Origin of the sequence: Methylobacterium phyllosphaerae, from assembly GCF_001936175.1 — a bacterium.
Taxonomy (GTDB): domain Bacteria; phylum Pseudomonadota; class Alphaproteobacteria; order Rhizobiales; family Beijerinckiaceae; genus Methylobacterium; species Methylobacterium fujisawaense.
The window spans coordinates 3,183,956-3,209,948 of sequence record NZ_CP015367.1 but is presented as its reverse complement, the minus strand read 5'-3'; the positions used below and the strand labels follow the sequence as shown (position 1 = coordinate 3,209,948).

The window sequence follows — 25,993 nt, the reverse complement described above, 5'->3', positions numbered from 1 at the left end:
TCTGTGGTGCCCGAGATGAGCTTTCGAAGAAGTATCGTTTCGAAGCTGATACTGCCATCGATAATCGGCTTTTTGCTGTTTATCGCAAGCTCGAACATCGGCTTGATGCAGATACAGGCCATCAATGCCGCCGCCGTGGAGACCCGCGACGTCTGGGTGCGCAAGGACAACGATCTCCATACGATTCGATTCCTGATGCTGCGGTACCACACGACGACGATCCGCAAGGTGGTCGCCGTCGACGACGGTGAGAACCGGGACCTCGATGCCGAGTTCGTCGAGATGGATCGGACCATCCCCGAGGCCTTCCAGAGCTATCGCGTGCGCGCGACGACGCCCCGGGAGCGCGCGCTCTGGGACGCATTCGAGGGGCGGTGGAAGGTCTATCGCACCGCCCAGGAGGCGATCCTCGCCCCGCTCAGGCGCGGCGACCGGAACGCGGCCCGCGACGCCATCGCGCCCGCCCGCCCGCCTCTGGTGGCCGCCTTCGATGCCCTGGCGGATCTCGCCCAGGTCACCGCCGAGGGCACGAACGTCTCGGTCCAGCGCTCCGAGGATGCGTTCCGGACGGCGTGGTCCGTCACCATCACGCTCTCCGTGATCGGAGCGATCATGACCGGCGCGGCGGTCTGGTGGGTCTGGCAGCGGGTCGCCCGCCCGATCCGGTCCCTGGCCGAGATCATGGGTCGGCTCGCGGCCAACAACCTCGACGTGGCCGTCGGCGGCTCCGAGCGAGCGGACGAGGTCGGGGTCATGGCGGCCTCCGTCCAGGTCTTCAAGGACGGCCTGATCCGCGCGCGCACGCTCGAGCACGAGGCGGCACAGGCCCGCGCTGCGGCCGAGGCGCGGCGGCGGAGCGGCATGCAGCAGATCGCCGACGCCTTCGAGGGCACGGTCGGCGGCATCATCGGCACGGTCTCGGCCGCCGTCGCCGCGCTGCAGGACACGGCCTCGGCCATGAATGAGGCGGCCGCCGACACCGCCGATCGCTCCGGCCGGGTGGCGAGCGCGGCCGAACTCGCGGCCAGCACCGTCAACGTCGCGGCGGCGGCGGCGGAGGAACTCGGCGTCTCCGTCCAGGAGATCAGCCGCCAGGTCGCGGGCTCGACGGCGCTGACCCAGTCGGCGGTCGCGGACGCGGAGGCGACCGCGCACTTGGTTCGGGATCTGAACGGGGCGGCGGTCCAGATCGGTCATGTCGTGACTCTGATCTCGACCATCGCCGAACAGACGAATCTCCTGGCGCTGAACGCCACGATCGAGGCGGCACGGGCCGGCGCGGCGGGCCGCGGCTTCGCCGTCGTGGCCGCAGAGGTGAAGGCGCTGGCCGGTCAGACCGCGCGGGCGACCGACGAGATCGGCGGCCACGTCGCCCGGATCCAGTCCTCCACCGGCGACGCCGTCTCGGCGATCGGGCGCATCGGCGGCCGAGTCCAGGAACTCAGCGCCGTGGCGACGCGGATCGCCAGCGCCGTGGAGCAGCAGGGCGCCGCGACGCAGGAGATCGTCCGCAACGTCTCCCAGGCCGCCCAGGGGGCGGCTGACGTCACCAGCACCATCACGGGCGTCGCCGACGCGGCGAAGGGAACCGGAGCGGCGGCCGATCAGGTTCTCACGGCAGCCTCGGAGCTGTCACTCCGGTCCGGGCATCTCAGGGACGAGGTGACGCGCTTCCTCGCGACCGTCCGCGCGGCCTGAGCGGGCGGAATCGGAGCGGACGCAACCCTCCGACCGCGCGCCCGGCGCGCCGGCTCAGAGGAGCCCGCGTGCCTTGGCCAAGCCGACGAGATCCGCCTGCGGACGGGCGCCGATGTGCTGGATGACCTCGGCCGCCGCGAGCGTGCCGAGGCGGGCGCTCGTGACGTGGTCGAGGCCGCGGGCGTGGCCGGCCAGGAAGCCGGCCGCAAAGAGATCCCCCGCCCCCGTCGTGTCGACCACCTCGTGGACCGGGCTCGCCTCGACGGCGCGGACCTCGCCACCCTGCACCACCAGGGCACCGTCGGCCGAGCGCGTCACGAGGCCGAGCAGGTGACGGCCGCGGGCGTTGCGCTCGTCCCGCAGGGCCGCCACCGCGGCCTCGGCATCGTCGGTCTGGAAGAGGCTCTGCAACTCGCCGATGTTGGCGAAGAGGATGTCGATGGTGCCGTCGCGGATCAGACCGAGGAATTCATCGCGGTAGCGACCGACGCAGAACGCATCCGAGAGGGTCAGCGCAACGGCGTTGCCAGCCTGGTGAGCGATGTCGGACGCCTTGCGGAACGCCTCCTTGGCGGCCGGCGGATCCCAGAGGTAGCCCTCGAGATAGACGACCCGGGCGGAACGCACGAGAGCCTTGTCGACATCGTCGGGCGAGAGTCCCTGGCAGGCGCCCAGATAGGTGTTCATCGTGCGCTCGCCATCCGGCGTCACCAGCACGAAGCATCGGGCGGTGGCCGGTCCCTCGGCCGCCGCAGGGACGCTGAAGTCGACGCCGGTCGCCTTGAGATCGTGGCTGAACAGGCCGCCGAGCTCGTCGTTCCGGACCTTGCCGACGAAGCCGGTCTTGGCTCCGAGCAGGGCCGCGCCGACCGCGGTGTTGGCGCCGGAGCCGCCCGACACGATCGTGGCCGGGCCCATGGCCTCGAACAGCGCCTCGGCCCGCGGCTCGTCGATGAGCTGCATCGCACCCTTGGTGACGCCCTGCGCCGCCAGGAAGGCATCGTCCGTCCGTGCGATCACGTCGACGATCGCGTTGCCGAGCACGAGGAGATCGAGAGGTTCAGTCATCCGGGCGTCCTGATTCGCGTTCGCGCCGCTGTGGCATCCACCTCGGATCGGATCAAGCTCCGTCGTCGTCGGACGCGCGGTCGGCGAACAGCTCCGGGACGGGCAGGCGCAGGCCGGGCGGCGTCAGGTCCAGCGTCTCGTGGGTCGCCATGCGGGTCTCGATCAGGCCGCCCTGCGCGCGGCGGTGATGGATGACGAGGCGCTTGACCGGATCCACGATCAGATAGTGGATCACGCTCTCGAGACTGAAGTAGCGGGTCAATCTCAAACCCGAATCGACGGAACGTGTGCTCGGCGACTGCACCTCGACGACGATGACGGGATCGGTGATCTCCGTCGCATCGGGGTCAGCGCGCATTCCGCAGTAAACGAGGGCGTCGGGCTCGAAGACCGTATCCTGATCGACGCGAACGCTGATGCCATCCGGCAGCGCGTAGCAGGCGCTCTTCGCTTGCTTCAGTGCGGACCGGAGCGCCAGATAGGTGGCAGCCTTGACCTCGGCATGCCGAACGCGCTCCGGCGACATCGCGAACACCTCGCCATCGACCAGCTCGAAGCGCCCCGGCTGCCCATCGGCCCAGGTGAGAAACTCGTCGACCGTCATCCGGGGTTTCGGCTGAGCGACCATGCCCGAGGCTACCACGGAGTCGGCCTCCTGGGAGCCGAGCCCGTGACGGGCCTCACCCCGCGATCTTCTCCAGCGCGACGTCCCGTGTCCGCGGACCCAGGAGCCCGACGAGCAGGCCCGCGGCCAGCATCGCGGCCGAGATGAACAGGAACACGCCCGGCGTGCCGGCCTCCCGCAGGACGAACGCGATGACGAAGCCCGTGAAGATCGCCGAGAAGCGGCTCCAGGAATAGACGAAACCCACCGCCCTGGCGCGGATGCCCGTGGGGAACAGCTCGGCCTGATAGGCGTGGAAGCTGTACGACATCACGTTCGAGGCGAGCGTCAGGCCGATGCCGAGCGCCACGATGATCGGGACGTCCCGCGTCTGCGCGAAGGCGAGGCCGCAGCCGATATAGACGAGGGCGGCGGCCACGATGACATGCTTGCGCTCGAACCGGTCGGCGATGGCGAGGCCGATCAGCGGGCCGACGGGGGCGGCCAGCGCGATCAGGGCCGTGTAGGCGAGGCTCGACGTCACCGTGATGCCCTGGGCCACCAGCAGGGTCGGCACCCAGTTGGCGAAGCCGTAGAAGCCCACCGTCTGGAAGACGTTGAATCCGGCCATCATCAGCGCCCGGCGCCGATAGGGCCGGACCCACAGGTCGCGGAAGGCGCCGCGCGGCTGCACCGGCTCCGCCGCGGCCGGCGCGGGCAGCGCGCCGCCATGCTCGGCCGCGATCCGCGCCTCCAGCTGCCGCAGAATCGCGTCGGCTTCCGCCAGACGCCCGTGCTCGACGAGCCAGCGCGGGCTTTCCGGAAGGCCCGCCCGCATCCACCAGACCACGATCGCCGCCGAGGCGCCGATCAGCACCACCCAGCGCCAGCCGTCGATGCCGAGGGGGGCGATCGGGATCAGCAGGTAGGAGAGGAACGCCACCACCGGCACGGCCGTGAAGCCGATGCCCTGGCACAGGGCGAAAGCCCGGCCGCGGATCGCCTTCGGGACGAGTTCGGAGAGGTAGCTGCCGATCGTCACCATCTCCAGGCCGAGGCCGATCCCTGCGACGAGCCGCCAGAGGTTGAGGCCGAAGGCGTCGCTCTGGCAGGCCATCACGACGTTCGCCGCGGTGTAGGCGAGGAGCGACCACGTGAAGATCGCCCGGCGCCCGAACCGGTCGGCGAGCCAGCCGCAGACGAGGGTGCCGATGAACAGGCCCGTGAAGAGGGCGGCCACGAAGCTCGCCACACCACTGGCGCCGAACAGGCCGGGGGTCGTCGGCGTCAGGATCCCGGCCTTGACGAGGCCGGGCGCCACGTAACCGGTGAAGAGCAGGTCGTAGAGTTCGAAGAAGAAGCCGAGGCCGAGCAGCGCCACGAGGCGCCAGACCGTCGGCGTGGCCGGAAGCCGGTCGAGACGGGCCAGGATGGCACCGGGATCCAGACCGTCGTCGGCAGCCCGGACCGCCACACTCGTCGCCATGCCGCTGAGTCTCGCTTCGGCGCCGCAACGCCCCGGCGGCGCAGTGCCGCGGAAGTGGGCGCCGCGCAAGGGGGCAGGGGAAGGGGGGCAGGGAAGGGGGGCAGGGACCCGCTCAGGATCCGAAGACGGACCAGCCCATGCGCTGCGTCAGCCGCTCCAGGGCGATGCGGCCGAGATGGGAATTGCCCGCCGCGTCGAGACCGGGCGACCAGACGGCGATGGAGGCCTTGCCGGGTGCGATCGCCAGGATGCTGCCGCCGACTCCGCTCTTGCCCGGCAGGCCCACGCGATAGGCGAACTCGCCCGACCCGTCGTAGTGGCCGCAGGTCAGCATGATCGCGTTGATGCGGCGCGCGCGCTCCGCCGAGACCACCGAATGGCCGGTCGACGGGTTGATGCCGTTATGCGCCAGGAACCGGCCGGCGCGTGCGAGCTGGCGGCAGTTCATCGCGATGGCGCAGTGGTGGAAGTAGACGCCGAGCGTGTAGTCGACCGGATTGTCGATGACGCCGAAGGACTTCATGTAGTTGGCGAGCGCGGTGTTGCGGAAACCCGTGCGCTTCTCCGAGGCCGCCACGGTCTCGTCGATCGCGATGCTCGAATCCTGGGCCAGGAACTGCATGAAGCGCAGGATCTCGCCCAGCGCCTCGCGGGGCTCGTGGCCCGAGAGGATCACGTCGGTGACCGCGATGGCGCCCGCATTGATGAACGGATTGCGCGGCACGCCGCGCTCCCTCTCCAGCTGGACGATGGAGTTGAACGGGTTGCCCGAAGGCTCGCGGCCGACCCGTTTCCACAGCCGGTCGCCGACCATGCCGAGGGCGAGGGTGAGGGTGAAGACCTTCGACACGCTCTGGATCGAGAAGGGCGTCTCGCTGTCGCCCCCGGCGAAGACGCGTCCCGCAGCATCGATCACCGCCATGCCGAACTGACCGGGATCCACCCGCGCGAGTTCGGGAATGTAATCCGCGACCGCCCCCCGATCGGAGCGCTGGGCCATCTCCTCGGAGATTTCCCGGATGACGAGGGCAAGGTCAGGCACGGTGGGGCTCGGGCATCGAGACGCGTCGGAACCGGGCCGGTTCGCGACGTCCAGGCGATGCAAGGTCCGGTCCGGCGGGCCGATGATCTACCAGTGCCGATCGGGCGTGAAAACCGGAGCGGCGGAACTGCGCCGCCGTCCCGGCGCGGCAATGCCGGGACGGGTCCACGGGGGCGAAGTCAGGCGGCGGCGAGGGCCATCGCCATGGATTCCTTCTTCATCAGCTCCCGGAAGAAGCCGTCGAGATGGGTCAGCTTGTCGGGCGAGCCGTCCTGCGCGATGCGGCCGCCGTCGAGCACGACGATCCGGTCGAAATCCTGCAGCGTCGAGAGGCGGTGCGCGATCGCGATGACGGTCCGGCCCTTCATCAGGTTGGCGAGGGCCTGACGGATCGCTTGCTCGGATTCCGCGTCCAGCGCCGAGGTGGCCTCGTCGAGCAGCAGGATCGGCGAGTTCTTCAGGATCGCCCGGGCGATGGCGATCCGCTGACGCTGGCCGCCCGAGAGCTTCACGCCGCGGTCGCCGACGATCGTGTCGAAGCCTTCGGGAAGGGCCTTGATGAAGTCGGTGCAATGCGCGGCCTCGGCGGCCTGCCAGACCTCCTCGTCCGTCGCCTCGGGCCGGCCGTAGCGGATGTTCTCCCGCAAGCTGCGGTGGAACATCGAGACGTCCTGCGGCACCACCGTGATCGCCTCGCGCAGGGATTCCTGGGTGACCCGCTCGACGTTCTGGCCGTTGATGCGGATGGCGCCACTCTGCACGTCGTAGAAGCGCTGAATCAGCGAGAACAGGGTCGACTTGCCGCCGCCGGACCGGCCCACCAGACCGACGCGCTGGCCCGGCTCGATGACGAGGTCGAAATCCGTGAAGACGGGGCGCCCGTCCGGATAGCTGAAGGCGACGTGCTCGAACTCGATCTTGGCGCCCTGGCCTGTGAGCGGCTGCGCTTCCGGATGATCCACGAGATCGTGGGGCTGAAGCAGGGTGTGCAGGGCCTCGGCCAGCCGGGCGGTGTGCTGGGTTGCGTCGACGAGCGCGACCGCGAGGTCGCGGGTGGCCGCCAGGATGCGGATGCCGAGCGTGCAGACCAGCACGACCTGACCGTTCGTCGCCTGCCCGGCCTCCCACATCTGGATCGCCCAATAGAGCAGGCCGAACACGGCAAGCACGGTCAGCACCGCGTGCACGATGCGCAGCTTCTCGAGGTAGAGGAGCGACGAGCGCCGCGCCCGCATCTCGGTCGCGATGGTGCCCTCGAAGCGCTGCCCCTCGCGCTTGAAGGCCGAGAAGGCGCGCACGAGCGACATGTTGCCGACGAGATCGACCATCTCGCCGTCGACGCTGGCGGCCTTGGCGGCGAAGTCGTGGTGCAGCGGCTTGCCGGCCGAGGCCATCTTGAACATCAGCACGACGACGGCCGCGAACACGCCCGCCAGGATGCCCGCCATGGTGAGGTTGACGGTGGCGATGTAGGCGATCGACCCGAAGGCCGCGACCGTCGGCGGCATCACGTTGAACACGAACATGTTCTCGACCGTGAAGATCGCGTTCGAGGTCGCCGTGATGCGCGACGCCAGGGTGCCCGGCTGGCGGTCGGAGAAGAAGGTCGGGGAATGGCCGGTCATGTGCCGGAACAGGTCGCGCCGGATGTCGCCGGTGATCCCCACGAAGGTGAAGGCGCCGGTCAGCGCCGCCACGCGCCAGAGCATGTTGTCGGCGGCGATGAAGGCGACCAGGACCGCGAGCGCGCTCCAGACGACCGTGTTGCCCGGGCCGGGCCCCTTCGTCAGCGCGTCGACCACGCCCTTGAGGGCGTAATCGGTGGAGACCGAGAAGCCGACGGCGCCGAGCACGGAGATCAGGATGACCAAGTGCGGCAGCCAGCGGCGGCGGAGATACCGCGCGACGAAGGCGAAGGGCCTGTCGGCGTATCGGTGCAGCTCTTCCATCGCGGTGACCATTCCGTATTCGCGCGGCTTTGGCTTACGGGCTGAGGCGGCGTGCAGAGCGGGCGCAGTCTGACCCGCAGCGGCAACGCGAGAGCGTTGCCATATGTTTCACCGGCCCGCACCTTCCGTGCGCTTTTATCCGCAGAACCTGAACGTCGCTTGAGCGGCGCGGAAACACCCTTGCGAATCCGATGCCGCGGCCGGTCAGGCCGTGTGCTCCGTCGGACGCGTCTCCGGCATGATCAGCGCCACCAGCATGAAAGCCGCGAACCCCACGATCGCGAGCCCCAGGAAGGCGCTGTGGCTGCCGAGATGGTCGGCCATGATGCCGGCAAGCGAGGTCGAGAGGGCGGCGCCGATGCCCATGGCCGTGCCGACCGCGCCGAGGGCGAGGTTGAAGCGGCCGGTGCCACGGGTGAGATCCGACACGATCAGCGGCACCATCACGCCCAGCACCGACGCCGAGATGCCGTCCAGCACTTGGATGGCGACGAGACCGTAGGGGTTGGTCGTGTAGGCGAGCAGCAGGCCCCGGACCGGCAGGGCGCCGAATCCGAACAGCAGCACCGGGTAGCGGCCGAAGCGCTCGGCGGCCCGGCCGACCGCAGGGGCGCTGACCGCCAGCACCGCCTGCGGGACCATGATGCAGGCGGCGACCAGCGCGGTGGCGGTCTCGCTCGCCCGCAGGGTCAGGACGCTGCCGACCAGGGGCAGCATCGCGGCGTTGGCGAGGAAGAACAGCACCATGCAGGCCGCGAAGCACAGGAGGCTCCGATTGGTCAGCAGGGCGCGGATGCTGTCCTTGCCGGTCGACGGCGCCGCCTGCGCCGTGGCCGGCTCCTTGAACACGTTGGAATCGATGTCTTGGGCGCGGATGCGCGCCAGCGCGATCACCGTCGGGATACCGAGAGCGGCGGTGAGGTAGAAGACGGCGCCGTTCGACAGGTAATATCCGATGGCGCCCATCCCGGCCGCGCCGAGGGCGTTGCCGAGGGCCGCGAAGCTGGCATTGCGGCCGAGACGCTCGCCAGCGTGGGCACGCCCGACGAGTCCGATGCTGATCGCCGCGATGGCCGGTGTGAGCACGCAGCTCGCGGCCGAGTGCAGTGCCATTGCCAGGAGCACGATCAGGAAGCTCGGCCAGACCGCCAGCGCGAAGGCGCTGCCGGCGATCCCGATCACCGCCACGGCAGCGGCGAAGCGCTTCGAGCGCACGACGTCGACGAAGGCGCCGCCCGGGACCTGGCCCAGCAGCGCCACGAGGCTCCCCACGGTCAGGGCGAACCCGATGTCGGATTGGGTCCATTTCGCCTGGGAGAAGTAGACGGCCAGGAAAGGGCCGAACCCGGTCTGCAGGTTGGCCACGAAGAACGCGAAGGCATCTAGGCCGTAGCGGCTCGTTGCCGAGATCACGCGTCCCCCCTGTGCGGCAGGAACCGCCGACGCGCGCGCGGCCTCGCCCGCCGGATCCTTCAGGCGGCCCGGACGGGAGCGGATGTCCTGACGGGACAGCTCACGTTCGCGCGGAGTGGCGGCGGTTCGGGCCTTCGACCGGGCCACCGTCACTTATCCGGTGCCTTCTCCGGAGGGCGGGCGGGCGCGGTCGCGGCCGGCGCCGCCGCGCCCGAGGCCGCACTGCCCGGAGCGGGCGAGGTCGGAGCCGCCGCGGCGGGGGCCGGTTGCGACGGTGCCGCCGAGCCCGGCGCCGGATTGGCCGGCGGCGTGGTCGCCTGCTCGCCCTCCGCCGCCGGCGCGGCGGGGCTGGCGGGCCCGAGAACCACGATCGGCTCCCCGGCCTTGTATTCCGGTGACACGCGGACTTGATTGCGGGTCAGCGCGACCGAGAGCTTGCGCTCCTTGCCGCCGTCCGGCGTGAAGCGCAGGGCGCGCCAATCCACTGCGATCTTGCGGGTTCCGACCCCGAGAAAGCCGCCGAAATCGATGATGGCGGCCCTGGGATGGCCCTCCTTGTCGATGATGATGTCGATGACGCGCCCCAGTTCGTCGCCGCCGGCGCTGCGCACGCTGCGACCGAGCAGGCTCTCGTAATCCTGCGTGTCGAGGACCGTGGCCGGTGTTCCCTGCTGCTGCGTCTGGGTCGTGGAAGGCGGCGAAGACCCGGCGGCCGGCGGTGCGGCCGGCGCCGCCGCGGGCGGAGAAGTCGGCGGTGTCGGAGTTGGCGCCGGAGCCGGCGTGGGAGCCGGAGTCGCGGACGGAGGCGTGGCCGGTGCGTGCGGCGCTGCCTGCCCGGCCGCACCCTCGCTGCCGCTCACCTGCGCCGCAGCCCCCGACGCCCAGAGGGCGAGCGTCACGGCCGCGATCATCCGGTTGGTTCTGAACACGCTTCGTCCTCTGAGGAAGGGCCGGGCTGCACCGGCGCGCCGGCGCGTCCACGACCGTATCGGCCGGTTCCGGGTCCGCCGCCGGCTGGACCCCGCCTGCGGATGGCGTCATGCCGCAGGACCTGGGCGAAGTTATGGACCGCAGCGGCCAGACAGCAAGACGCGAACCGCGCGCTTCGGCGGTCTGCCACAAAGGATACGGCGATGATGACCGGGGGCGCGACGGCACTGTCTGGTTTTCGCCGCATCCCCGGCGTAGACAACCGCTCATAAGCCCATGCGAGCCGCGGACGGCACCGCGGCCACTGTCGAGGACCACACGATGTCGACCCTCCCCACGTCGAGATGCGCCGCAGCGCGCGGCCTTGCGCTCGGCGCTGCCCTGGCCGGCCTCGTGGCCGGCTGCCAGGCGCTCGGTGGCGGCGGCGGCGTGATGCCCGCGACAGAGGTCGGCCTGCCGCCCTCGCTGCGCGGATCTCTGCCGAACCGCGAGCCGCGCAATGCTGCGGTCGATGCCGATGGTCAGCCGCTCCAGACCGCTCCGACGAAGCAGCTGGCGATCCCGAAGACCGCCGGCGGGGCGACCCGCACCGCCGATAGCGGGGAGCGCCGGATCCGGCGCGAGGATCTCGACGGCGGCAATGCGGCGGTCGGTGGCAGTGGCAGCAGCGGCGCAATGGGTCCGATGCTGTCGCCCGGCGGCAGCGTCGGCCTCGGCGGGAAATTCTGAGCCGTCAGGCCGAGACCGCCGCGCCCGCTCAGGAGGGGCGCGCGTAAGGGCCGTCGAAGGTCTAGATCCGGGCGCGAAAGCTCGGATCGGCGACTTCGTCTTCGCCGGCGCCGGGGCTCGATGCGCCTGCGAGGACCGCCGGATCGATGTCGATCACGTAGCCGCCGAATTCGGTGCTGTAGGTCAGAGCCTTCCAGGGAAGCGGGTGGTGGGTCTCACCCAATCCGAGGAATCCCCCGAAGGCCAGCACCACGTAGGCGACCTGTCCGGAAACCTTGTCCACCATGAAATTGTGGACGGCGCCCAGGTGGCGGCCGCTGCTGTCGTACACGGCGGTGCCTTCGACCTTGTTCGACGCGATCAGCCGGGGGCTCTCGTCGATGGCGATGCCCTCGCCGGCGGGATCGAGCTCCAGGGTGCCGGGCTTTCTCAAGGCGCGTTCGTTGGGCAGGTCCGTCGGCATGATGTCTCCCGATCCATGAGCGGGATCGTGCCCGCGTGGCGGTCCCTGGCTCACTAAGCGCGTGGGCCGGGACGGGTTCCGCCTCCTGAGCCGGTGGCCGGGCGAGCGACGGCCTCTCAGAGGTCGGGTGGTATCCCGGCGCTCCTCCGCCGCTGATTGATCCGGTCGCGGACCGATCGGCTGGCCAGCAGCATCTCGAACCCGAAGGCCACGAGGGCGCACAGGGTGCAGAGGATCGCCGCGCCGAACAGACCGAACAGCAATGTCGTGACCGTGCTGTCGCGCATGGCTCCGACGAACAGGGTCAGCACCGATCCGCAGGTCGCCACGCCGCCCAGCGCGGCCAGGAACACGGCGGCATCCAGGGCCAGCGAGCGCCGGTGCAGCCGATCCAGGCGCCGTCCGAGGAGGATGCGCTCCGCATCGCCGGCGCCCGCGAGGAGCCCGGAGACGTGGTCGGCCTGATCGGCCACGCGCGCGAGCCGCGCGCCGAAGACGTTGAGCAGCGTCGCGATGCCCGACAGCAGGAACACGGGGCTCAGCGCCACCTGGACGACGTGGGCGGTGCTTTCCGGGCTGGCGAGGGTGATCGGATCGGTCATGCGGTCGGGCTGATGCACCCGGTGGACGGGCGCTGCAATCCCGGCGCGTTCAGACCAAGCCGCGGCCCGGCGCGATGCCGGGCGCGGAAGGCTCGGCCCGCACCAAGAGCCCGAGACTCGTGACCAGTCCGGTGGCGAGCAGGAGCGCGAGCGTGAGGGTCGGGGCAAACATGGCTGTACTTCACGTGCAGGATTGTTAAAGGCAGGTTTCACGCCCGGCGGTCGGCCGAATAATCTTGGCGGCGGCGTCCATCCGGCGATCCCGCAGGGGATTTCTGCGCCTGCCTTGTGGATGAGGCGTTTCCAAAGGCAATTTCCCCTTGGAACGGCGGCGGCACCGCTTAGTTGCTGCTATGCTGGCTCGGCCGTGGGGCGATCATGCCCCGGCCTGCGGCCCGAGAACCGGAGGATGTTGATGGCCACAAAGACCGAGAAGGCTGCGCCCAAGGCGGCCAAGACCACCAAGACTGCGGAGAAGGCCGCCCCGGCCAAGGCTGCGAAGCCCGCCGCCGAGAAGTCGGCCGGCGCCAAGCCGAACGCTCTGCAGCAGCCGCTGAAGCCGTCGGCCGAGCTCGGCGCCATCGTCGGGACCAGCCCGCTGCCGCGCGGCGAGGTGGTCAGCAAGGTTTGGGACTACATCAAGAAGAACAACCTTCAGAACCCGCAGAACAAGCGTGAGATCCTCGCCGACGACAAGCTCAAGAAGGTCTTCGGTAAGGACAAGTGCACGATGTTCGAGATGAACAAGCATCTCGCTGCGCACCTGAAGGCCTGATCGCGCCCTAGAGCCAAGTCCGGCATTCTCTCCGGGCCGACGGCTCTAGGAGCCCTGCGGCGTTCCCCGTCGTACGGGAAGACCGGCCGTGTGGCTTGGTATGATGCGGACGAGAGTCCGGCATCCAGAGCCGCCGGTCCGATCCCTCGTGGCGAACGCGCCGCCTGAACCCGAGGCGCCCGACGTATCGCCAGCGCGGGCTTGTCGATGCGCCGCCGCGCGGATTTCGCCGTCCCAGACCCGCACGGTTCGAGCCCCGCTTCGGCGGTCGCCGGCGTTGCCCCCACCGATCCCGGCTTCAAGCGAGGCCCTGCAGGACCCCTCCGTCGACCCTCAGGGCGGCGCCGGTGGTGGCGCTCGCGGCCGGGCTGCAGAGATAGGCGACGAGATTGGCCACCTCGTCCACCCGCGCCAGCCGCTGGATCAGCGACGAGGGGCGATGCTCCGCGACGAATTTCCGGCCCATGGCCTCGAGGTCGGTATCGGCTGCGCCTCCGGTCATCTGCCGCATGAAGTCCGCGACACCCTCCGAGAGGGTCGGGCCGGGCAGGACACTGTTGACCGTCACGCCGCTGCCGGCCACCGTCTGCGCCAGACCGCGGGAAATCGCGAGCTGCGCCGTCTTGGTCATTCCATAGTGGACCATCTCGGTCGGCGTGTTGATGCCCGACTCGCTGGAGATGAAGATCACCCGTCCCCAGCCCCGCTCCGCCATGCCGGGCGTGTAGGCCCGCGACAGGCGCACGCCGCTCATCACGTTGACGTCGAAGAAGCGCTGCCAATCGGCATCCGGGATCTCGAAGAACGGCTTCGGCTCGAAGATCCCGGTGTTGTTGACCAGAATGTCGACCGCCGGGACAGCCTTGACCAGGGCTGAAACGCCCTCACCGGTGGCGACATCGCCCGGTGCCGCAAAGGCGCGGCCGGCCCGCGTCTCGCCCCGCAGCTTCGCGAGGGCGGCCTCGACCCGCTCGGGCGTGCGACCGTTGATGCCGACCTCCGCACCGAGATCGCAGAGTTCCTTGGCGATGGCGTAGCCGATGCCGCCGGTCGACCCGGTGACCAGGGCCTTCCGGCCGGTGAGATCGAGATCCATGGGGCGCTCCAGCATGGGACACACCCCATCAACGCAAGCCGGCGTCCCGGGTGGCATACGCGATCCGGTTAGCCGCTCCGACTCCGCCGCAGGACGCTGGCGCAGCCGCCGATCACCGAGAGCGCCACCGCGCAGGAGAGCGACAGGGTTACCGCCCGCTCGGCCCCGAGACCGTGGGTCAGGCCGAAGATCACCGCCACCAGAGCTGCGCCGAGCGACTGGCCGGTGAGCCGCGCCGTCGACTGCATCCCGCTCGCCCCCCCAGCCCGTTCGCGCGGCGCCGACGTGACGATCACCTTGTTGTTGGGGGACTGGAACAGGCCGAAGCCGAGACCGCACAGGGTCAGCCGCCAGACGATATCGAGGGTCGTCGGAGCGGCCGGCAGGATCGTCACGCAGACCAGACCGACGGCCATCATGGCCAGGCCGATCCCGCCCAGGATCCCGGGCGGATACCGGTCCGCAAGGCGGCCGGAGATCGGCGCCATCGCGGCGACCGCGATCGGCCAGGGGGTGAGCAGGAAGCCGGTCTGCGTGCTGGAGAGGTGCAGCACGTCCTGGAAATAGAAGGGCAGCGCCACGTAGGAGACCATCTGGGCGCAGAACGAGGCGACGGAGGTCGCCATCGACAGGGCGAAGGCTGGGATCCGCAGCAGGTCCACGGGCAGGAGCGGCGCGGCCAGCCGGATCTGGTGCCGGACGAACACCGCGCCGACCGCGATCGCGGCCGCGAGTTCGAGGACGGCGATGCCCCGGGCTTCCGGATCGCCAAGCCCGTCGATGCCGATGATCAGCAGGCCGAAGGTCAGGGCGTTGAGGACCGCACTCACGAGATCGAAGGGGCGGCCGCTCGCCGGCGTCGCCGGCAGGGTCCGGGACGCCACCGCCAGGGCCAGCAGGCCCACGGGGATGTTGACGAGGAACAGCCAGGGCCAGGTCGCCACCGACAGGATCGCGGCCGCCACGGTCGGGCCGGCGGCCGAGGCCACCGCCACCACGAGCGCGACGTTGGCGACCCCCTGGCCGATCATCCGGTGGGGGTAGATGAAACGGACGAAGCCGATGTTCACGCTCATGATCGCCGCGGCGCCGAGCCCCTGGACGATCCGGGCGGCGATCAGCAGCGGCAGGCTTGGCGCCAGCGCGCAGGCCAGCGAGGCGGCGACGAAGACGGCCAGACCCGGCAGGTAGACGCGTCGGAAGCCGAAGATGTCGCCCAGCGCTGCGAACGGCAGGAGGGTGGCCGTGACGGCGATCTGATAGGCGTTGACCACGAAGATCGCGTCGGCCGGCCTGACCGCCAGATCCTTGGCCATGACGGGCAGCGCCACGTTGACGATGGCGCCGTCGAGGACCGCCATGGTCATGGCCAGCGCGATCGCCGCCATGGCGAGGACGCGCTCGCGGGGCGGCAGGCCATCGTGCGAAGGCCCCTGCGGGTGCCTCTGCGGGTGTCCGTGACGGCCGCCGGCTGGACCGAGCGGGACCTGCGCCATTCCTGCGCGCTCCTGCGGCGTCCCGGCGGGTCCGTGACGTCGATGGCTGGGAAAATCCGGACGCAGGACGCGCCGCGGACGCTATTCCCTGTCGCGCAGGCGGCACGGCACGTCGAGGGGCGTCGTGTGTCCTATGTCACGGCACGGGCAGGTTTGTTCGCGTCGGACGGGTGCCGCGTCGGGGGCTCGTGCTCCGCCGCGGGGCGACCCATCCCTTGTCCGGCCGGGGATCGGCTTTCCCGAAGGTCCGCCTGTCCGCAGGCAGCGCGAGGCGTGCCGCCGGTCGAAGCGCGGACCGCCGCAGGCCGCTCAGGCGAGCATGTAGGTGAGCAGGGAGCGGAGCTGCGCCGGCTTGATCGGCTTGTGCACGAGTTCCGCCCCGGCGGCCGTGACCCGGTCCTCGACGGCATCGGAATGGTCGGCGGTGGTGACGATGACCGGGACCGGATCGGCGTGCACGGCCCGGAGGTAGTTGGCCACGTCGAGGCCGCAGGCGCCGTCGTCGAGATGGTAGTCGAGCACCAGGATGTCCGGCCGCGGGGCGCCGGCCTCTACGGCGGCCCGCACCCCCGCGAGGTCGCGGAAGGTCGAGACCCGGGCATCCCAGTTCTGGAGGAGGCGGGCGAGGGCGTCGGACGTGGATGGGTCGTTCTCCACGACGAGCACGTGCGCGCCCGAGAGCCGGGTCGCCACCGGAGCGGGCGGGGCGACGGCCGCCGGGATCGTGCTCACGGGCAGCGTCAGGGCGACTCGGGTGCCGTGGCCGATCCGGGAGCGCAGCCGCAGGGGGTGGTCGAGGGCCTGGGCCATACGGCGGACGATCGATAGGCCGAGGCCGAGGCCCGGCTCCTCGCCGCTGCCGGTCCGGGCGCCGCCGCGGAAGAACTCGTCGAAGACGAGGTCGCATTCCTCCGCGGCGATGCCGCAGCCGGTATCGGTCACCTCGATCCGGATGCCGCCGGACCGCCGACGGGCCGCGAGAACGATCCCGCCGACGCTTGTGTACCGGACCGCGTTGGAGACGAGATTCTGGAGGATGCGCTGCAGGAGCATCACGTCGCTGGTGACGGTGACTTCGGGGCAGCGCAGCGACAGCCGCAGGCCCTTGCGCTCCGCGAAGGGCTTGAAGCTCTCGGCCAGCTCCGCCAGCAGGTCGGGCAGGAACACCGGCTGGATCTGCGGCCGCACGATCCCGGCATCGAGCTTCGAGATGTCGAGCAGCGTCTTGATCAGATCCTCGATGGTCTGCAGGCCGCGATCCACCTGGCCCGCGATGATGCGCGCCTCCGGCGGCACGTCGAGATCGGCCAGCGCCGAAATCGACAGGCGGGCGGCGTTGACCGGCTGAAGCAGGTCGTGGCTCGCCGCGGCCAGGAACCGGGTCTTGGAGCGGTTGGCGGTCTCGGCCTCCTCCTTGGCGGCGGCCAGCGCCTCGTTGGAGCGCTCCAGCCGGTGCATCAGCCCGGTCAGCTCCTCGGTGCGGGTGCGGACCCGGCCCTCCAGCATGATCGCGGTCTGGAACAGCGAATAGGCGCTGCCCCGCTGATCCATGGAGCGCTCGACATGGGACATCAGCGCGGCATTGATGCGCTCGAGCTTCTCGATCCGCCGGTGCAGGGACGCGTCGGTCTCGAGACCGTTCGGATGCAGGGTCACGACGCGACGGGGGTGGCTTCCGCCCCCGGGGCACTGCCGGCGAGGGTCTTGCCGATGGCGATGCCCGTGAAGGTCTGGTTCAGGTGCATCGCCCTGTACTGCTCGCCGAAGGTCTCGAAGCCGACGACGTTGTAGCGGCGATAGAGGTCGGCAATGCCGTGGCGCACCTGCCGGCTCTCGGCGTCGAGCCGTCGCAGCACGCATTCGAAGCCGATGATCAGGTCGACGCCGCCGAGCACCGCGTCGAGGCGCGCCAGCTCGGCCCGCGTCGAGGCGACGATATCGCGCGGTTCGGCGAGGGTCAGCACCACGCCCTCGTCCACCGCACAGAAGAAGCTGAGCGACCCGTCCTCGTTCATGCGCCGGATCGAGCGGCAGAAATACTCGCCGCCGACCTTCACAGCCAGCGGGTAGGCGGCGAAGCTCATCGGCGACAAGCCCTCGGGGTCGAGGCCGATCGCCATCGCGTATTCCCGGGCTGCCGGCTCGGCGTTCAGCTCGTGCACGGTCCGGCGCTCGCCATCGGAGGCCGTCACCACGAACTTGGTCTGGGTCGGCTCGAAATTGTCGCTCTTGAAGATCTCCACCGAGAAGTCGGTCTCCACGAGGACCAGGACCGCCGCCTTCCGGTGGATCTTCCCGCCGTGGAGCAGGACGGCGTCGCGGAAGCGCAGGTCGTCGCCGGCCGAGCCGCCAACGATCGGGATGCCGTCGAGTGCCCAGGCGATGGCCGAGACGACCGTCTCCTCGGCGTTGGCGAGCCCGTCGATCAGCGACAGGGCGAAGCGGTGGCCGGACGCGGCCATGTCGACCTCGCGGCACCGGTCCAGTGGGTCGAGGGTCCGGCGCAGCGCCCGGACCGCGGAGGCCGTCCGCTCCACGTCGAGGTGGTCGATGGCGTCGAGGACCGTCGAGACGATGCGGAAGCGCTCCGCCGGGAACGCGATGGCCACGAGGCCGCGGTCGAGGCCTCCGGCCGGGGCGATGCCTCCCGACATCGAGCAGCCCGCCACCGGCACGCCGGGGAACCAAGTTTCCAGCGCGCGGGCCAGGATCTCAGCGTCGTAATCCGCCGAGAAGAACACGACGATCTGTGACAGGGCCGAGCCCCCGACGGCCCGGGCGACCTCAGCGGCCGCGTCGGCGGCCCCGGCCGCATCGGTCCAGGCCGTCCAGATGCCGCAGAGATGGCGGCGCACTCCCGATCCTTGAGCCACGTTCCATCCCCTGCGACCCCCTCGGCAAGCTTGGCGCCTGCTCTTCAGCGTCTTGTGCAGAGTATGTCGTGCGCAACCGAGCGGTGCAACGGGGCGTGTCGCCCCCCGGGCAGGTTCAATCTCGGTCCGAGGCCCGGGAGGCGGCGTTCACTTCATGCAGGCGTCCTCGGCCTTCTCGAAGGCAGCGGGCTTGGGCTCGTGCTCCGGCGGTCTGTTGCGACCGAGCGCTCCGTCCGAACGGGCGCGGAGATACGTGAATATGTCCGGCAGGTAGCACATGACGTTCTTGTTATCGCCGAAGGCGGGCATGACCAGCTCCTGCGAGGCGTTCACGTCCTTCTTGCCGCCCACGACGATGCCGGCGAAGTGCGCGTAGTCCATGCCCTTGAGGGCATCGACAAGCGACGGTGCGTAGGTCGAGCCCATCCCGTCGGGGCCGTGGCAGACGATGCAGTTGGAATTGTACCGCACGTAGCCGGACATGGTGTACCAGTCGACCTTCTTGCCGCCGTCCGTGACGTGGTAGGTCGGATCGCCGTTCTTGTCAGTGTACTGGCCGTCCTGGACCTTCGCCGGCTGCGTCGGTCCCTCGCTCTTCAGGTCGGTCGATGCCGCGCCGGCTGGGGCGGCGGATGTCGAAACGGCTCCGAGGGTTCCTGCTGCAAGTCCGGCCAGAATGAGCCCGGCGATCCTGTCTGCTGCGCGCCGCATAAGTCGTCCTCCTGCCGCCCACAGGCTTCTTCTCGGTGGAGCGACGCCGGGATAACGACGGATCTCGGAAACGAAGACCTTGGTGCGCCTTCACGATTTCGCGCATCGCGGGGACGTGCCGGCTCGGAACGACGACTGAACGATTATCCGCGTTGCGCACAGCATTAACCTTTTGTTAATCGGCGCATTGCCGCCGGCCCGCCGGCGTGAGAGCTTTCGTTAACGAGAGCTTAACGGTTGGGTCCGGCGATGCGGTTCGCGGTTTCCATGATGCAGAGACGGGTCGAGGCACCCGCAGCGCGTCGGCTGCCCCGGAGCCGCCGCGCCGCCGCCGCCGCCCTCGCGGTCTTCGGCATTGCGGGCCTCGCCACGGGCGTCCAGGCGCAGACGCTTGCGAGCCTGCCGACGGAAGCCGGTGCCCGGGTGCAGGGCGATGCCAAGCCGATCGCGGCCTGGACGACCTTCTGCCAGACCTACGCGGCCGAATGCGCGCTCGACCGGGGCGAGCCGGCCCGGATCAGCCTGACGCCCGCCACCTGGGCGACGATCGTGTCGGTGAACCGGCGGGTCAACAAGGCGGTCGAGCCGATGACCGATCAGGACCACCTGCACGTGGCCGACCGGTGGGATCTGGCCGAGGACGGCATCGGCGACTGCGAGGACTTCCAGCTGCTCAAGCGCCATCTGCTGGCCCAGGCCGGCCTGCCGCGGCGGGCGATGCGCATGACCGTGGTGATCGACGAGAAGGGCGAGGGCCACGCGGTGCTCACCCTGATCACCGACCGGGGCGACCTGGTGCTCGACAACAAGACCAACGCGATCCTGCCCTGGCACAAGACCGGCTACGTGTTCATCAAGCGCGAGAGCCAGGACGCCGTCGCCTGGGTCTCGCTCGGCGGCGTCACCTCCCCGGTCACCACCGCCAACCGCTGATCAAGGCCCACCTCCGGCAGTGGAACCCGCGCCGCGGGCACCACATCTTAACGGATTGATAACCCTGCGCCGCCACTCTGTCGGGTGACGGAGTGCCTGAACGATGCCGCGAGCCCGCCACGTGATGCCGGCCCCGCTCCTCGCGATCGTCCTCGTCGCCGCGGCCTGCGGCACCGCGCGGGCCGCGAGCGAGACCGAGCTCCGCCACGCTGCGTGGCGCGACTGCGTCAGCCGCAACTTCGGGATTCAAGCCGCGCTGACGGACCGGGATCTGGCCGTAGACGCTGCCTTCCGCGCCTGCCGCAGCGCCGAGGACGCCTATCTCGCGACGCTCGCAGACTCGCCGCTCCTCGACGGCGACGACGTCATTCGCGCCCGGCCGCTCGTCGCCGGCCGGATCCGGGCCTGGCTGGTGGGCGATCGCGGCTGACGCGGCAAACCCGCGGAGCCCCACGCGCGACAGTCCGCAGGCACGGCATCGGCGATCCGCCGCTCGGCGATGCGCGATCGTCAGGAAGAGACGCCGCCCGCCTACGCCTTCAGACGGGCCTTGATCCGCCGGGTGAGCCCGTCGCGGACCTCACGATAGGCCTCGAGACGCTGCTCCCGGGACGCGTCCTGCACCAGCGTGGGATCCGGAGTCGGCCAGTATTCGACATCGGCCGCGAGCGTGTGCGTCAGGGCCAGCGCCCGGTGATGGGCCTCCGGCGCCAGGGTGATGATTAGGTCGAAGTTCAGCCCCTCCCAATCCTCCAACTCCTCGATGGTGCGGGGGCGGTGTCGGCTGGCATCGATCCCGATCTCGTCGAGGGCCGCGATCATGAACGGATCGGTGGGCTCGCCGGACCGGACTCCGGCCGACTGCACATAGGTGGACTTGCCGAAATAGGCGCGCGCGATCGCTTCCGCCGCGACGGAGCGCACGGCGTTGTAATTGCACATGAACAGGACGGACTGCACCCGCCGCCTCTTCGGAGAGGCGTCGGGAGGAGGCTCTGGAACGGGCTCAGCCATCGCCGGTCGGCGCGGAGGGCGCCCTAGCCCTTCCAGTGCAGCGCGAAGATCAGGGTGAACAGGCGGCGGGCTGTGTCGTGGTCGAGGTCGACCTTGCCGTCGAGCCGCTGCTTGAGCGTCTCGGACGCCTCGTTGTGCAGGCCCCGCCGACCCATGTCGATCGCCTCGATCTGCGATGGCGAGGCGGTGCGGATCGCGTTGTAGTAGCTCTCGCAGATCATCTCGTAGTCGCGGATCACCCGACGGAATGGCGTCAGCGACAGGAGGTGCGTCATCACCGGCTCGCCCTCCACCGTGGTGATGGCGAAGGACAGCTTGTTCTCGACGAGGCCCAGCGTCAGGGCGTAGGGGCCCTCTCGGCCCGGGATCGCGAAGACATTGTCTTCCAGGATGTCGAAGAGCGCGATGGCCCGCTCGTGCTCCTGATCCGGGTTGCCGCGGGCGATGGACGCCTCGTCCAGGCTCACCTTCGCGAGGCGGTTCGGCCCGCGCTGCTTCTCCGCCATCCCCAAAACCTCACAGGTTCAACCGGATCGCGACGGAGCGGGCGTGCCCCTCCAGGCCCTCGGACCGGCCGAGGTTTATCGCCGCCGGGCCGAGCGCCCGCAAGCTCTCCGGCGTGCAGGCGAGGATCGTCGTCCGCTTCATGAAGTCGAGCACCCCGAGGCCGGAGGAGAACCGGGCGGACCGGGCGGTGGGCAGGACGTGGTTCGGGCCGCCGACATAGTCGCCGATCGCCTCCGGCGTGTGCGAGCCGAGGAAGATCGCCCCGGCATTGCGCACCTTGGCGGCGAGCGCCTCCGCATCCTGCGTCTCGATCTCCAGGTGCTCGGGGGCGAGGCGGTCGACGAGGGGGACGGCCTCGTCGAAGGTCCGGACCCGGATGACGGCGCCGTAGTCGCGCCAGCTCGCCCGGGCGATCTCCTGACGGGGCAGGGTGGTGAGGGCGCGCTCGACGGCCACCTCGACGGCGTCCGCCAGGTCTGCGCTGTCGGTGATCAGGATCGCCTGGGCGGCGACGTCGTGCTCGGCCTGCGCCAGCAGGTCGGCGGCGACCCAGTCCGGGTTGGCGTGGCCGTCGGCCAGGATCAGCACCTCGGAGGGGCCGGCGATCATGTCGATCCCGACCTGGCCGAAGACCCGGCGCTTGGCCGCGGCGACCCAGGCATTGCCGGGCCCGACGACCTTGGCGACGGGAGCAATGGTGGCGGTTCCGTAGGCGAGGGCGGCCACCGCCTGGGCCCCGCCCACCCGGTAGACCTCGTGGACGCCGGCGAGCTGCGCGGCGGCCAGGACCAGCGGATTGATCTGGCCGTCGGGGGTCGGCACGACCATGACCAGCCGCGGCACGCCGGCGACGCGGGCGGGGAGCGCGTTCATCAGCACCGAGGAGGGATAGCTCGCCGTCCCGCCCGGGACGTAGAGCCCCACCGATTCGAGCGCCGTCCAGCGCCAGCCGGCGGTGACGCCCAGCGCGTCCGTGGCGCGATGGTCCGTGGGCCGCTGCGCCCGATGGAAGCTCTCGATCCGCTCGGCGGCGAGGCGCAGGGCCTCGAGGGACTCCTGCGGACAGGCGGCGACCGCCGCGGCGATCTCCGCGTCGGTGACCCGCAGGTGCTCGGCGGAGAAATCGGTGCCGAGCCGGTCGAAGCGGCGCGTGAAGTCGACCAGGGCCGCGTCGCCGCGGGCGACGACGTCGGCGATGATGGCGCGGACCGCTTCGTCCACGTCCTCGGCGATCTCACGCTTCACCGTCAGGAGATGCGCGAAGGCGGTGGCGAAATTCGGATCGCTGCTGTCGAGCCGGACCATCGGAAAGCTCTCTGTCTCGCGTCAGGCCGCCGGGCCGGCGGTCGTGTCGGTGTCGATGTCGTGGCCGGGACGGGTGGCCGATTCCCAGACCGGGCCGAGATCCTTCATCCGGACCTCGATGCACTCGACCTCCAGCCGAAGGGCCGCACCGCCCGAGAAGACGAGATCGATGTGACCCGACGGCGCATCCGTCTGTTCGAAGGTCAGCGCGAGCAGGCTCATCGGCGTGGCGTCGCCCGGCTTCAGGCCGCGGCTCTTCACGCCCCGGACGCGCTCGATGTGCAGGCCGGCGAGGCGCCGCCGGGGCGGGGCGTCCGGTGTCCAGTCGAAGCGTCGCACCGCCATGAGGAAGCGCTGCTCACCGGCGAGATAGGTCAGATCCTCCGGCCGGAGGATCGCGTCCTGCAGGTGGGCTGAGATCACGGTCAAGTCCTCGATGTCGAGGGCGGCGAGCTTGAGCAGCTCCATGCAGAGGGTCCTCGGCGAACGCGGGGCGTGGGCCGGTCGGCGAGGGGCCCCGCGGCAGGGCGTAGGTAGCGGCGCAGCCCCGTTCGGGCAACGCCCGACCTGAGGATGCCGGGTGCGGACGGGGCACAGGCTCGACCCAGCGCCGTGGGCTAGAGGCGCGGCGGACGGATCGAAGCAGGGTCGAGGATGGCCAAGTTCACGACGCACGCGACTCTGGCGGCGCTGGCACTGGGGATTCACGCGGCCGGTCCCGCGGGTGCGCAGGTCGGCCCCGACGCGCGGCCCTACATCTACGGCCGACCGGGTCCGGACCGGGACGTCTACGCCCCGCCGCCCCGAGATCGCCGGCCGCCACCGCCCGCCGACGATGGCTACGGCTGGCCTCCGCCCCCGCCGCAATTCGACGATGCGTCCGACCGGATCCGGCCTCAATGGCGCACCGGCCCGGGGCGGTCGTGGGATGACAGCGTCTGCGTGACCGCCCGCGGCACATGCCTGACGCGCCCGGCGCCGCCCAATGCGCCCTGCGGCTGCGACATACCCGGCTTCGGCTACAGGCGCGGGCAGATCGAGGATTGAGCATCCGCTGTCGCGCATGACCTGCGGGGCATGGCCCGCCTCGGCCGCCGCGTCCGGAGGCTCTCGGCGTGGCCGCCGAGATGCCGGGCCAGGATGGCCTCCGCCCGGGCATAGAGAGCGAGGCGGTTCTCGGGCCGCACGAAGCCGTGGCCCTCGTCCGGGAACAGCGGATCGGTCACCGTGAGGCGCTTCGCATCGAGGGCTGCGACCCTCTGGTCGGACTCGGCCTGCTTCACCCGGGGGGCGGTGGCGCTCTGCGCGATCAGGAGGGGCGCCCGGATCCCGCCGGCCCGGTGAACCGGCGAGCGCGCACGCATCAGGTCCAGCCCCGCCGCGGTGTCCGGATCGCCGATCGCCCGGATCACCTGTGCGCGGAACGCCTCCCCGTGAGGGGGGCTCGTCTGGCTGACCCGGACGAGCCCGGCCGCGCCGCCCGGGATGGGCGTCAGGTCCCGGTTTGTCCCGGCGATCGACCGCACAGACGTGCCGGTTCTCGTCTCCGCCGCCGTCCTGCAGATCGAGCAGAGGCCGCCCGTCCTGGGCCCGGCCGTAGAACCGAATCCCGCGCCCCGGATCGGCGGTCAGGGTTCAGACGACATCGGCGGCCCGCCGACGTCCATCGACGTCCCGGACCGCAGGGGTCGCTCAGGCCCGGACGCGCTCGATCTGCGCGCCGCAGCGGCCGAGCTTGGCCTCAAGCGCCTCGAAGCCGCGGTCGAGATGGTAGACCCGGTTGATCTGGGTCTCGCCTTCGGCGGCGAGGCCCGCGATCACCAGGGACACCGAGGCGCGCAGGTCGGTGGCCATGACGGGTGCCCCCCTCAGCCGCTCCACGCCCTCGACGATGGCGAGGTCGCCCTCGAGGCGGATCTTCGCGCCGAGCCGGGCCAGTTCCTGCACGTGCATGAACCGGTTCTCGAAGATCGTCTCGCGGATATGCGACTGGCCTTTGGCCAGCGTCATCAGCGCCATGAACTGCGCCTGCAGATCCGTGGGGAAGCCCGGGAACGGGTCCGTGGTGACGTCGACCGCCGCGATGCCGGCGCCGTTGCGGCGCACGCGGATGCCGCCCTCGACCGGGGTGATCTCGGCGCCCGTGGTCGACAGGATGTCGAGGGCCGCGTGCAGCAGATCGGCCCGCGTATCCTTGAGGACGACGTCACCGCCGGCCATCGCGACCGCCATGGCGTAGGTGCCGGTCTCGATCCGGTCGGGCAGGACCGCGTGGCGGGCGCCGTTCAGACGGGCCACGCCTTCGATCTCGATATGGGGCGTGCCGGCGCCGCGGATCTTCGCGCCCATCTTGTTCAGGCACTCCGCGAGGTCGACGACCTCCGGCTCGCGGGCGGCGTTCTCGATCACCGTGGTCCCGTAGGCGAGCGCAGCCGCCATCAGCGCCACATGCGTGCCGCCGACCGTGACCTTGGGGAAGACGATCTCGGCGCCGCGCAGGCCGTTCTTCGTGCGGGCGACCACGTAGCCGGCGTCGATCTCGATCTCGGCCCCGAGCTTCTCCAGGGCCATGATCAGCAGGTCGACCGGCCGGGTGCCGATGGCGCAGCCGCCGGGCAGCGACACCTTGGCCTCGCCGAACCGGGCGAGCAGCGGCGCGATCACCCAGAAGCTCGCCCGCATGGTCGAGACGAGGTCGTAGGGCGCGGTGGTGTCGATGACGTTCGAGGCGGTGAGCCGGATGGTCTGGCCCGTCTCGGTGGTCTGACCGGGGCGCTTGCCGACCACCATGTGGTCGACGCCGTGGTTGCCCAGGATCCGCGTCAGCGCGGCGATGTCGGCAAGCCGCGGCACGTTGATCAATTCCAGCGTCTCGCCGGTGAGCAGGCTGGCGATCATCAGCGGCAGCGCCGCATTCTTGGCGCCCGAGATCGGGATCACGCCGTTGAGCGGCGCGCCGCCGGTGATGTGGATGCGGTCCATCGTATGTCCTTGGGCGGCGCATCCCCGATGGCGCGCGGCCGGCCGTGCTGATCGCGGGCGCGGAAGCGCCCAGGCTTGGCCGTGCCCTATAGACCGGATTTGTCGGAATCAGGACCGTTGATCGCGGCCTCGGACGTGCAGGACCGGTCCGCGTCCGGAGCCGGTCTCGTTTCGGTCCGGCCCCGATCCTGCGCCTTGCGGCGCCGCAGGTTCTGCCGCAGGGCCGCCTTCAGGCGCTCCGTGCGCGCATCCTTCGCGTCCGTCTTCGCGTCCGTCATGGCGCGACCCTTGGTCGCCGCAAGCTCGGGACACGGACG

General features: G+C 70.5%; 28 protein-coding genes. 6 read left to right on the top strand and 22 right to left on the bottom strand.

Annotated elements, in window-relative coordinates:
• Positions 1-15: 15 nt before the first annotated feature.
• Positions 16-1,698, top strand: coding sequence for a methyl-accepting chemotaxis protein (locus tag MCBMB27_RS14585; protein WP_075381976.1), 1,683 nt, complete (start codon positions 16-18; stop codon positions 1,696-1,698).
• Between the two features lie 54 nt (positions 1,699-1,752).
• Here the strand turns inward: MCBMB27_RS14585 and MCBMB27_RS14580 are convergent, their stop codons facing one another.
• From MCBMB27_RS14580 to MCBMB27_RS14550, 7 genes are all read right to left on the bottom strand, one after another.
• The gene (locus MCBMB27_RS14580) at positions 1,753-2,766 is read right to left on the bottom strand and encodes an adenosine kinase (protein WP_043758868.1); all 1,014 of its coding nucleotides are present in this window, start codon (positions 2,764-2,766) and stop codon (positions 1,753-1,755) included.
• Positions 2,767-2,818: 52 nt separating this feature from the next.
• Complete coding sequence (locus tag MCBMB27_RS14575; RefSeq protein WP_091954975.1) at positions 2,819-3,370, bottom strand: Uma2 family endonuclease; 552 nt, start codon at positions 3,368-3,370, stop codon at positions 2,819-2,821.
• A 76-nt stretch (positions 3,371-3,446) separates the two neighbouring features.
• Positions 3,447-4,856 (bottom strand): MFS transporter, encoded by a 1,410-nt coding sequence (locus MCBMB27_RS14570; protein WP_043356936.1) that lies wholly within the window; start codon positions 4,854-4,856, stop codon positions 3,447-3,449.
• A 112-nt stretch (positions 4,857-4,968) separates the two neighbouring features.
• The gene (locus tag MCBMB27_RS14565) at positions 4,969-5,898 is read right to left on the bottom strand and encodes a glutaminase (RefSeq protein WP_043356938.1); all 930 of its coding nucleotides are present in this window, start codon (positions 5,896-5,898) and stop codon (positions 4,969-4,971) included.
• A gap of 179 nt (positions 5,899-6,077) precedes the next feature.
• Complete coding sequence (locus MCBMB27_RS14560) at positions 6,078-7,847, bottom strand: ABC transporter ATP-binding protein (protein ID WP_043381239.1); 1,770 nt, start codon at positions 7,845-7,847, stop codon at positions 6,078-6,080.
• Between the two features lie 204 nt (positions 7,848-8,051).
• On the bottom strand, positions 8,052-9,413 hold the full coding sequence (locus tag MCBMB27_RS14555) for an MFS transporter (protein ID WP_043381050.1): 1,362 nt from the start codon (positions 9,411-9,413) through the stop codon (positions 8,052-8,054).
• Positions 9,410-10,171, bottom strand: coding sequence for a PRC-barrel domain-containing protein (locus MCBMB27_RS14550; protein WP_075380741.1), 762 nt, complete (start codon positions 10,169-10,171; stop codon positions 9,410-9,412). The genes MCBMB27_RS14555 and MCBMB27_RS14550 overlap by 4 nt, the downstream gene beginning before the upstream one ends.
• Before the next feature lie 340 nt (positions 10,172-10,511).
• On the opposite strand from MCBMB27_RS14550, the gene MCBMB27_RS14545 reads away from it, so the two are divergent.
• A complete protein-coding gene (locus tag MCBMB27_RS14545; protein ID WP_043356959.1) occupies positions 10,512-10,919 on the top strand; it encodes a hypothetical protein in 408 nt (135 codons plus the stop codon).
• 61 nt (positions 10,920-10,980) lie between these two features.
• Here MCBMB27_RS14545 and MCBMB27_RS14540 read toward each other — a convergent pair whose 3' ends face one another.
• The 3 genes from MCBMB27_RS14540 to MCBMB27_RS30835 all read right to left on the bottom strand — a co-directional run bounded on the left by MCBMB27_RS14540 (position 10,981) and on the right by MCBMB27_RS30835 (position 12,156).
• Complete coding sequence (locus MCBMB27_RS14540) at positions 10,981-11,382, bottom strand: PRC-barrel domain-containing protein (RefSeq protein WP_075380740.1); 402 nt, start codon at positions 11,380-11,382, stop codon at positions 10,981-10,983.
• Between the two features lie 116 nt (positions 11,383-11,498).
• Positions 11,499-11,984, bottom strand: a complete 486-nt coding sequence (locus tag MCBMB27_RS14535; protein WP_043356961.1) for a DUF2721 domain-containing protein — start codon at positions 11,982-11,984, stop codon at positions 11,499-11,501.
• A 49-nt stretch (positions 11,985-12,033) separates the two neighbouring features.
• Positions 12,034-12,156 carry a hypothetical protein gene (locus tag MCBMB27_RS30835; RefSeq protein WP_257787383.1) on the bottom strand — a complete coding sequence of 41 codons (123 nt, stop codon included), beginning with the start codon at positions 12,154-12,156 and terminating at the stop codon, positions 12,034-12,036.
• Positions 12,157-12,399: 243 nt separating this feature from the next.
• Here MCBMB27_RS30835 and MCBMB27_RS14530 point away from each other — a divergent pair, with 243 nt between their 5' ends.
• On the top strand, positions 12,400-12,759 hold the full coding sequence (locus MCBMB27_RS14530) for an SWIB/MDM2 domain-containing protein (RefSeq protein ID WP_043356955.1): 360 nt from the start codon (positions 12,400-12,402) through the stop codon (positions 12,757-12,759).
• 298 nt (positions 12,760-13,057) lie between these two features.
• Here MCBMB27_RS14530 and MCBMB27_RS14525 read toward each other — a convergent pair whose 3' ends face one another.
• The 5 genes from MCBMB27_RS14525 to MCBMB27_RS14505 all read right to left on the bottom strand — a co-directional run bounded on the left by MCBMB27_RS14525 (position 13,058) and on the right by MCBMB27_RS14505 (position 18,935).
• Positions 13,058-13,855: an SDR family NAD(P)-dependent oxidoreductase gene (locus MCBMB27_RS14525; protein WP_075380739.1), complete on the bottom strand. Its 798-nt coding sequence runs from the start codon at positions 13,853-13,855 to the stop codon at positions 13,058-13,060.
• A 68-nt stretch (positions 13,856-13,923) separates the two neighbouring features.
• Complete coding sequence (locus MCBMB27_RS14520; RefSeq protein ID WP_075380738.1) at positions 13,924-15,351, bottom strand: MFS transporter; 1,428 nt, start codon at positions 15,349-15,351, stop codon at positions 13,924-13,926.
• A gap of 309 nt (positions 15,352-15,660) precedes the next feature.
• A complete protein-coding gene (locus MCBMB27_RS14515) occupies positions 15,661-17,007 on the bottom strand; it encodes an ATP-binding response regulator (protein ID WP_075380737.1) in 1,347 nt (448 codons plus the stop codon).
• Positions 17,004-18,206, bottom strand: a complete 1,203-nt coding sequence (locus MCBMB27_RS14510) for an FIST signal transduction protein (RefSeq protein WP_418287715.1) — start codon at positions 18,204-18,206, stop codon at positions 17,004-17,006. The genes MCBMB27_RS14515 and MCBMB27_RS14510 overlap by 4 nt, the downstream gene beginning before the upstream one ends.
• Positions 18,207-18,371: 165 nt before the next feature.
• Entirely contained in the window at positions 18,372-18,935 is a 564-nt protein-coding gene (locus MCBMB27_RS14505; RefSeq protein ID WP_043358028.1) for a c-type cytochrome, methanol metabolism-related, read from the bottom strand.
• Between the two features lie 249 nt (positions 18,936-19,184).
• On the opposite strand from MCBMB27_RS14505, the gene MCBMB27_RS14500 reads away from it, so the two are divergent.
• Positions 19,185-19,868: a transglutaminase-like cysteine peptidase gene (locus MCBMB27_RS14500; RefSeq protein WP_107646919.1), complete on the top strand. Its 684-nt coding sequence runs from the start codon at positions 19,185-19,187 to the stop codon at positions 19,866-19,868.
• A gap of 103 nt (positions 19,869-19,971) precedes the next feature.
• Positions 19,972-20,298 carry a hypothetical protein gene (locus MCBMB27_RS14495; protein ID WP_075380736.1) on the top strand — a complete coding sequence of 109 codons (327 nt, stop codon included), beginning with the start codon at positions 19,972-19,974 and terminating at the stop codon, positions 20,296-20,298.
• Between the two features lie 101 nt (positions 20,299-20,399).
• On the opposite strand, the gene MCBMB27_RS14490 is transcribed toward MCBMB27_RS14495, so the two are convergent.
• The 4 genes from MCBMB27_RS14490 to MCBMB27_RS14475 are packed head-to-tail and all read right to left on the bottom strand — an operon-like array spanning position 20,400 to position 23,162.
• Positions 20,400-20,882, bottom strand: a complete 483-nt coding sequence (locus MCBMB27_RS14490; RefSeq protein WP_043387536.1) for an arsenate-mycothiol transferase ArsC — start codon at positions 20,880-20,882, stop codon at positions 20,400-20,402.
• A 23-nt stretch (positions 20,883-20,905) separates the two neighbouring features.
• Positions 20,906-21,388 carry a UPF0262 family protein gene (locus tag MCBMB27_RS14485; protein ID WP_043387537.1) on the bottom strand — a complete coding sequence of 161 codons (483 nt, stop codon included), beginning with the start codon at positions 21,386-21,388 and terminating at the stop codon, positions 20,906-20,908.
• A gap of 10 nt (positions 21,389-21,398) precedes the next feature.
• Positions 21,399-22,694 (bottom strand): histidinol dehydrogenase, encoded by a 1,296-nt coding sequence (gene hisD, locus MCBMB27_RS14480; RefSeq protein WP_043351501.1) that lies wholly within the window; start codon positions 22,692-22,694, stop codon positions 21,399-21,401.
• A gap of 21 nt (positions 22,695-22,715) precedes the next feature.
• Positions 22,716-23,162 (bottom strand): DUF2948 family protein, encoded by a 447-nt coding sequence (locus MCBMB27_RS14475; RefSeq protein ID WP_043351500.1) that lies wholly within the window; start codon positions 23,160-23,162, stop codon positions 22,716-22,718.
• A gap of 186 nt (positions 23,163-23,348) precedes the next feature.
• Here MCBMB27_RS14475 and MCBMB27_RS14470 point away from each other — a divergent pair, with 186 nt between their 5' ends.
• Complete coding sequence (locus MCBMB27_RS14470; protein WP_075380735.1) at positions 23,349-23,741, top strand: hypothetical protein; 393 nt, start codon at positions 23,349-23,351, stop codon at positions 23,739-23,741.
• Here the strand turns inward: MCBMB27_RS14470 and MCBMB27_RS14465 are convergent.
• From MCBMB27_RS14465 to MCBMB27_RS14455, 3 genes are all read right to left on the bottom strand, one after another.
• Positions 23,714-24,220, bottom strand: coding sequence for an alpha/beta hydrolase family protein (locus tag MCBMB27_RS14465; protein WP_075380734.1), 507 nt, complete (start codon positions 24,218-24,220; stop codon positions 23,714-23,716). The two genes, MCBMB27_RS14470 and MCBMB27_RS14465, sit on opposite strands and share 28 nt — an antisense overlap.
• A gap of 166 nt (positions 24,221-24,386) precedes the next feature.
• On the bottom strand, positions 24,387-25,676 hold the full coding sequence (murA, locus tag MCBMB27_RS14460; protein WP_043357121.1) for a UDP-N-acetylglucosamine 1-carboxyvinyltransferase: 1,290 nt from the start codon (positions 25,674-25,676) through the stop codon (positions 24,387-24,389).
• An 86-nt stretch (positions 25,677-25,762) separates the two neighbouring features.
• Positions 25,763-25,954, bottom strand: a complete 192-nt coding sequence (locus MCBMB27_RS14455) for a hypothetical protein (RefSeq protein WP_043357123.1) — start codon at positions 25,952-25,954, stop codon at positions 25,763-25,765.
• Between the last annotated feature and the right edge of the window lie 39 nt (positions 25,955-25,993).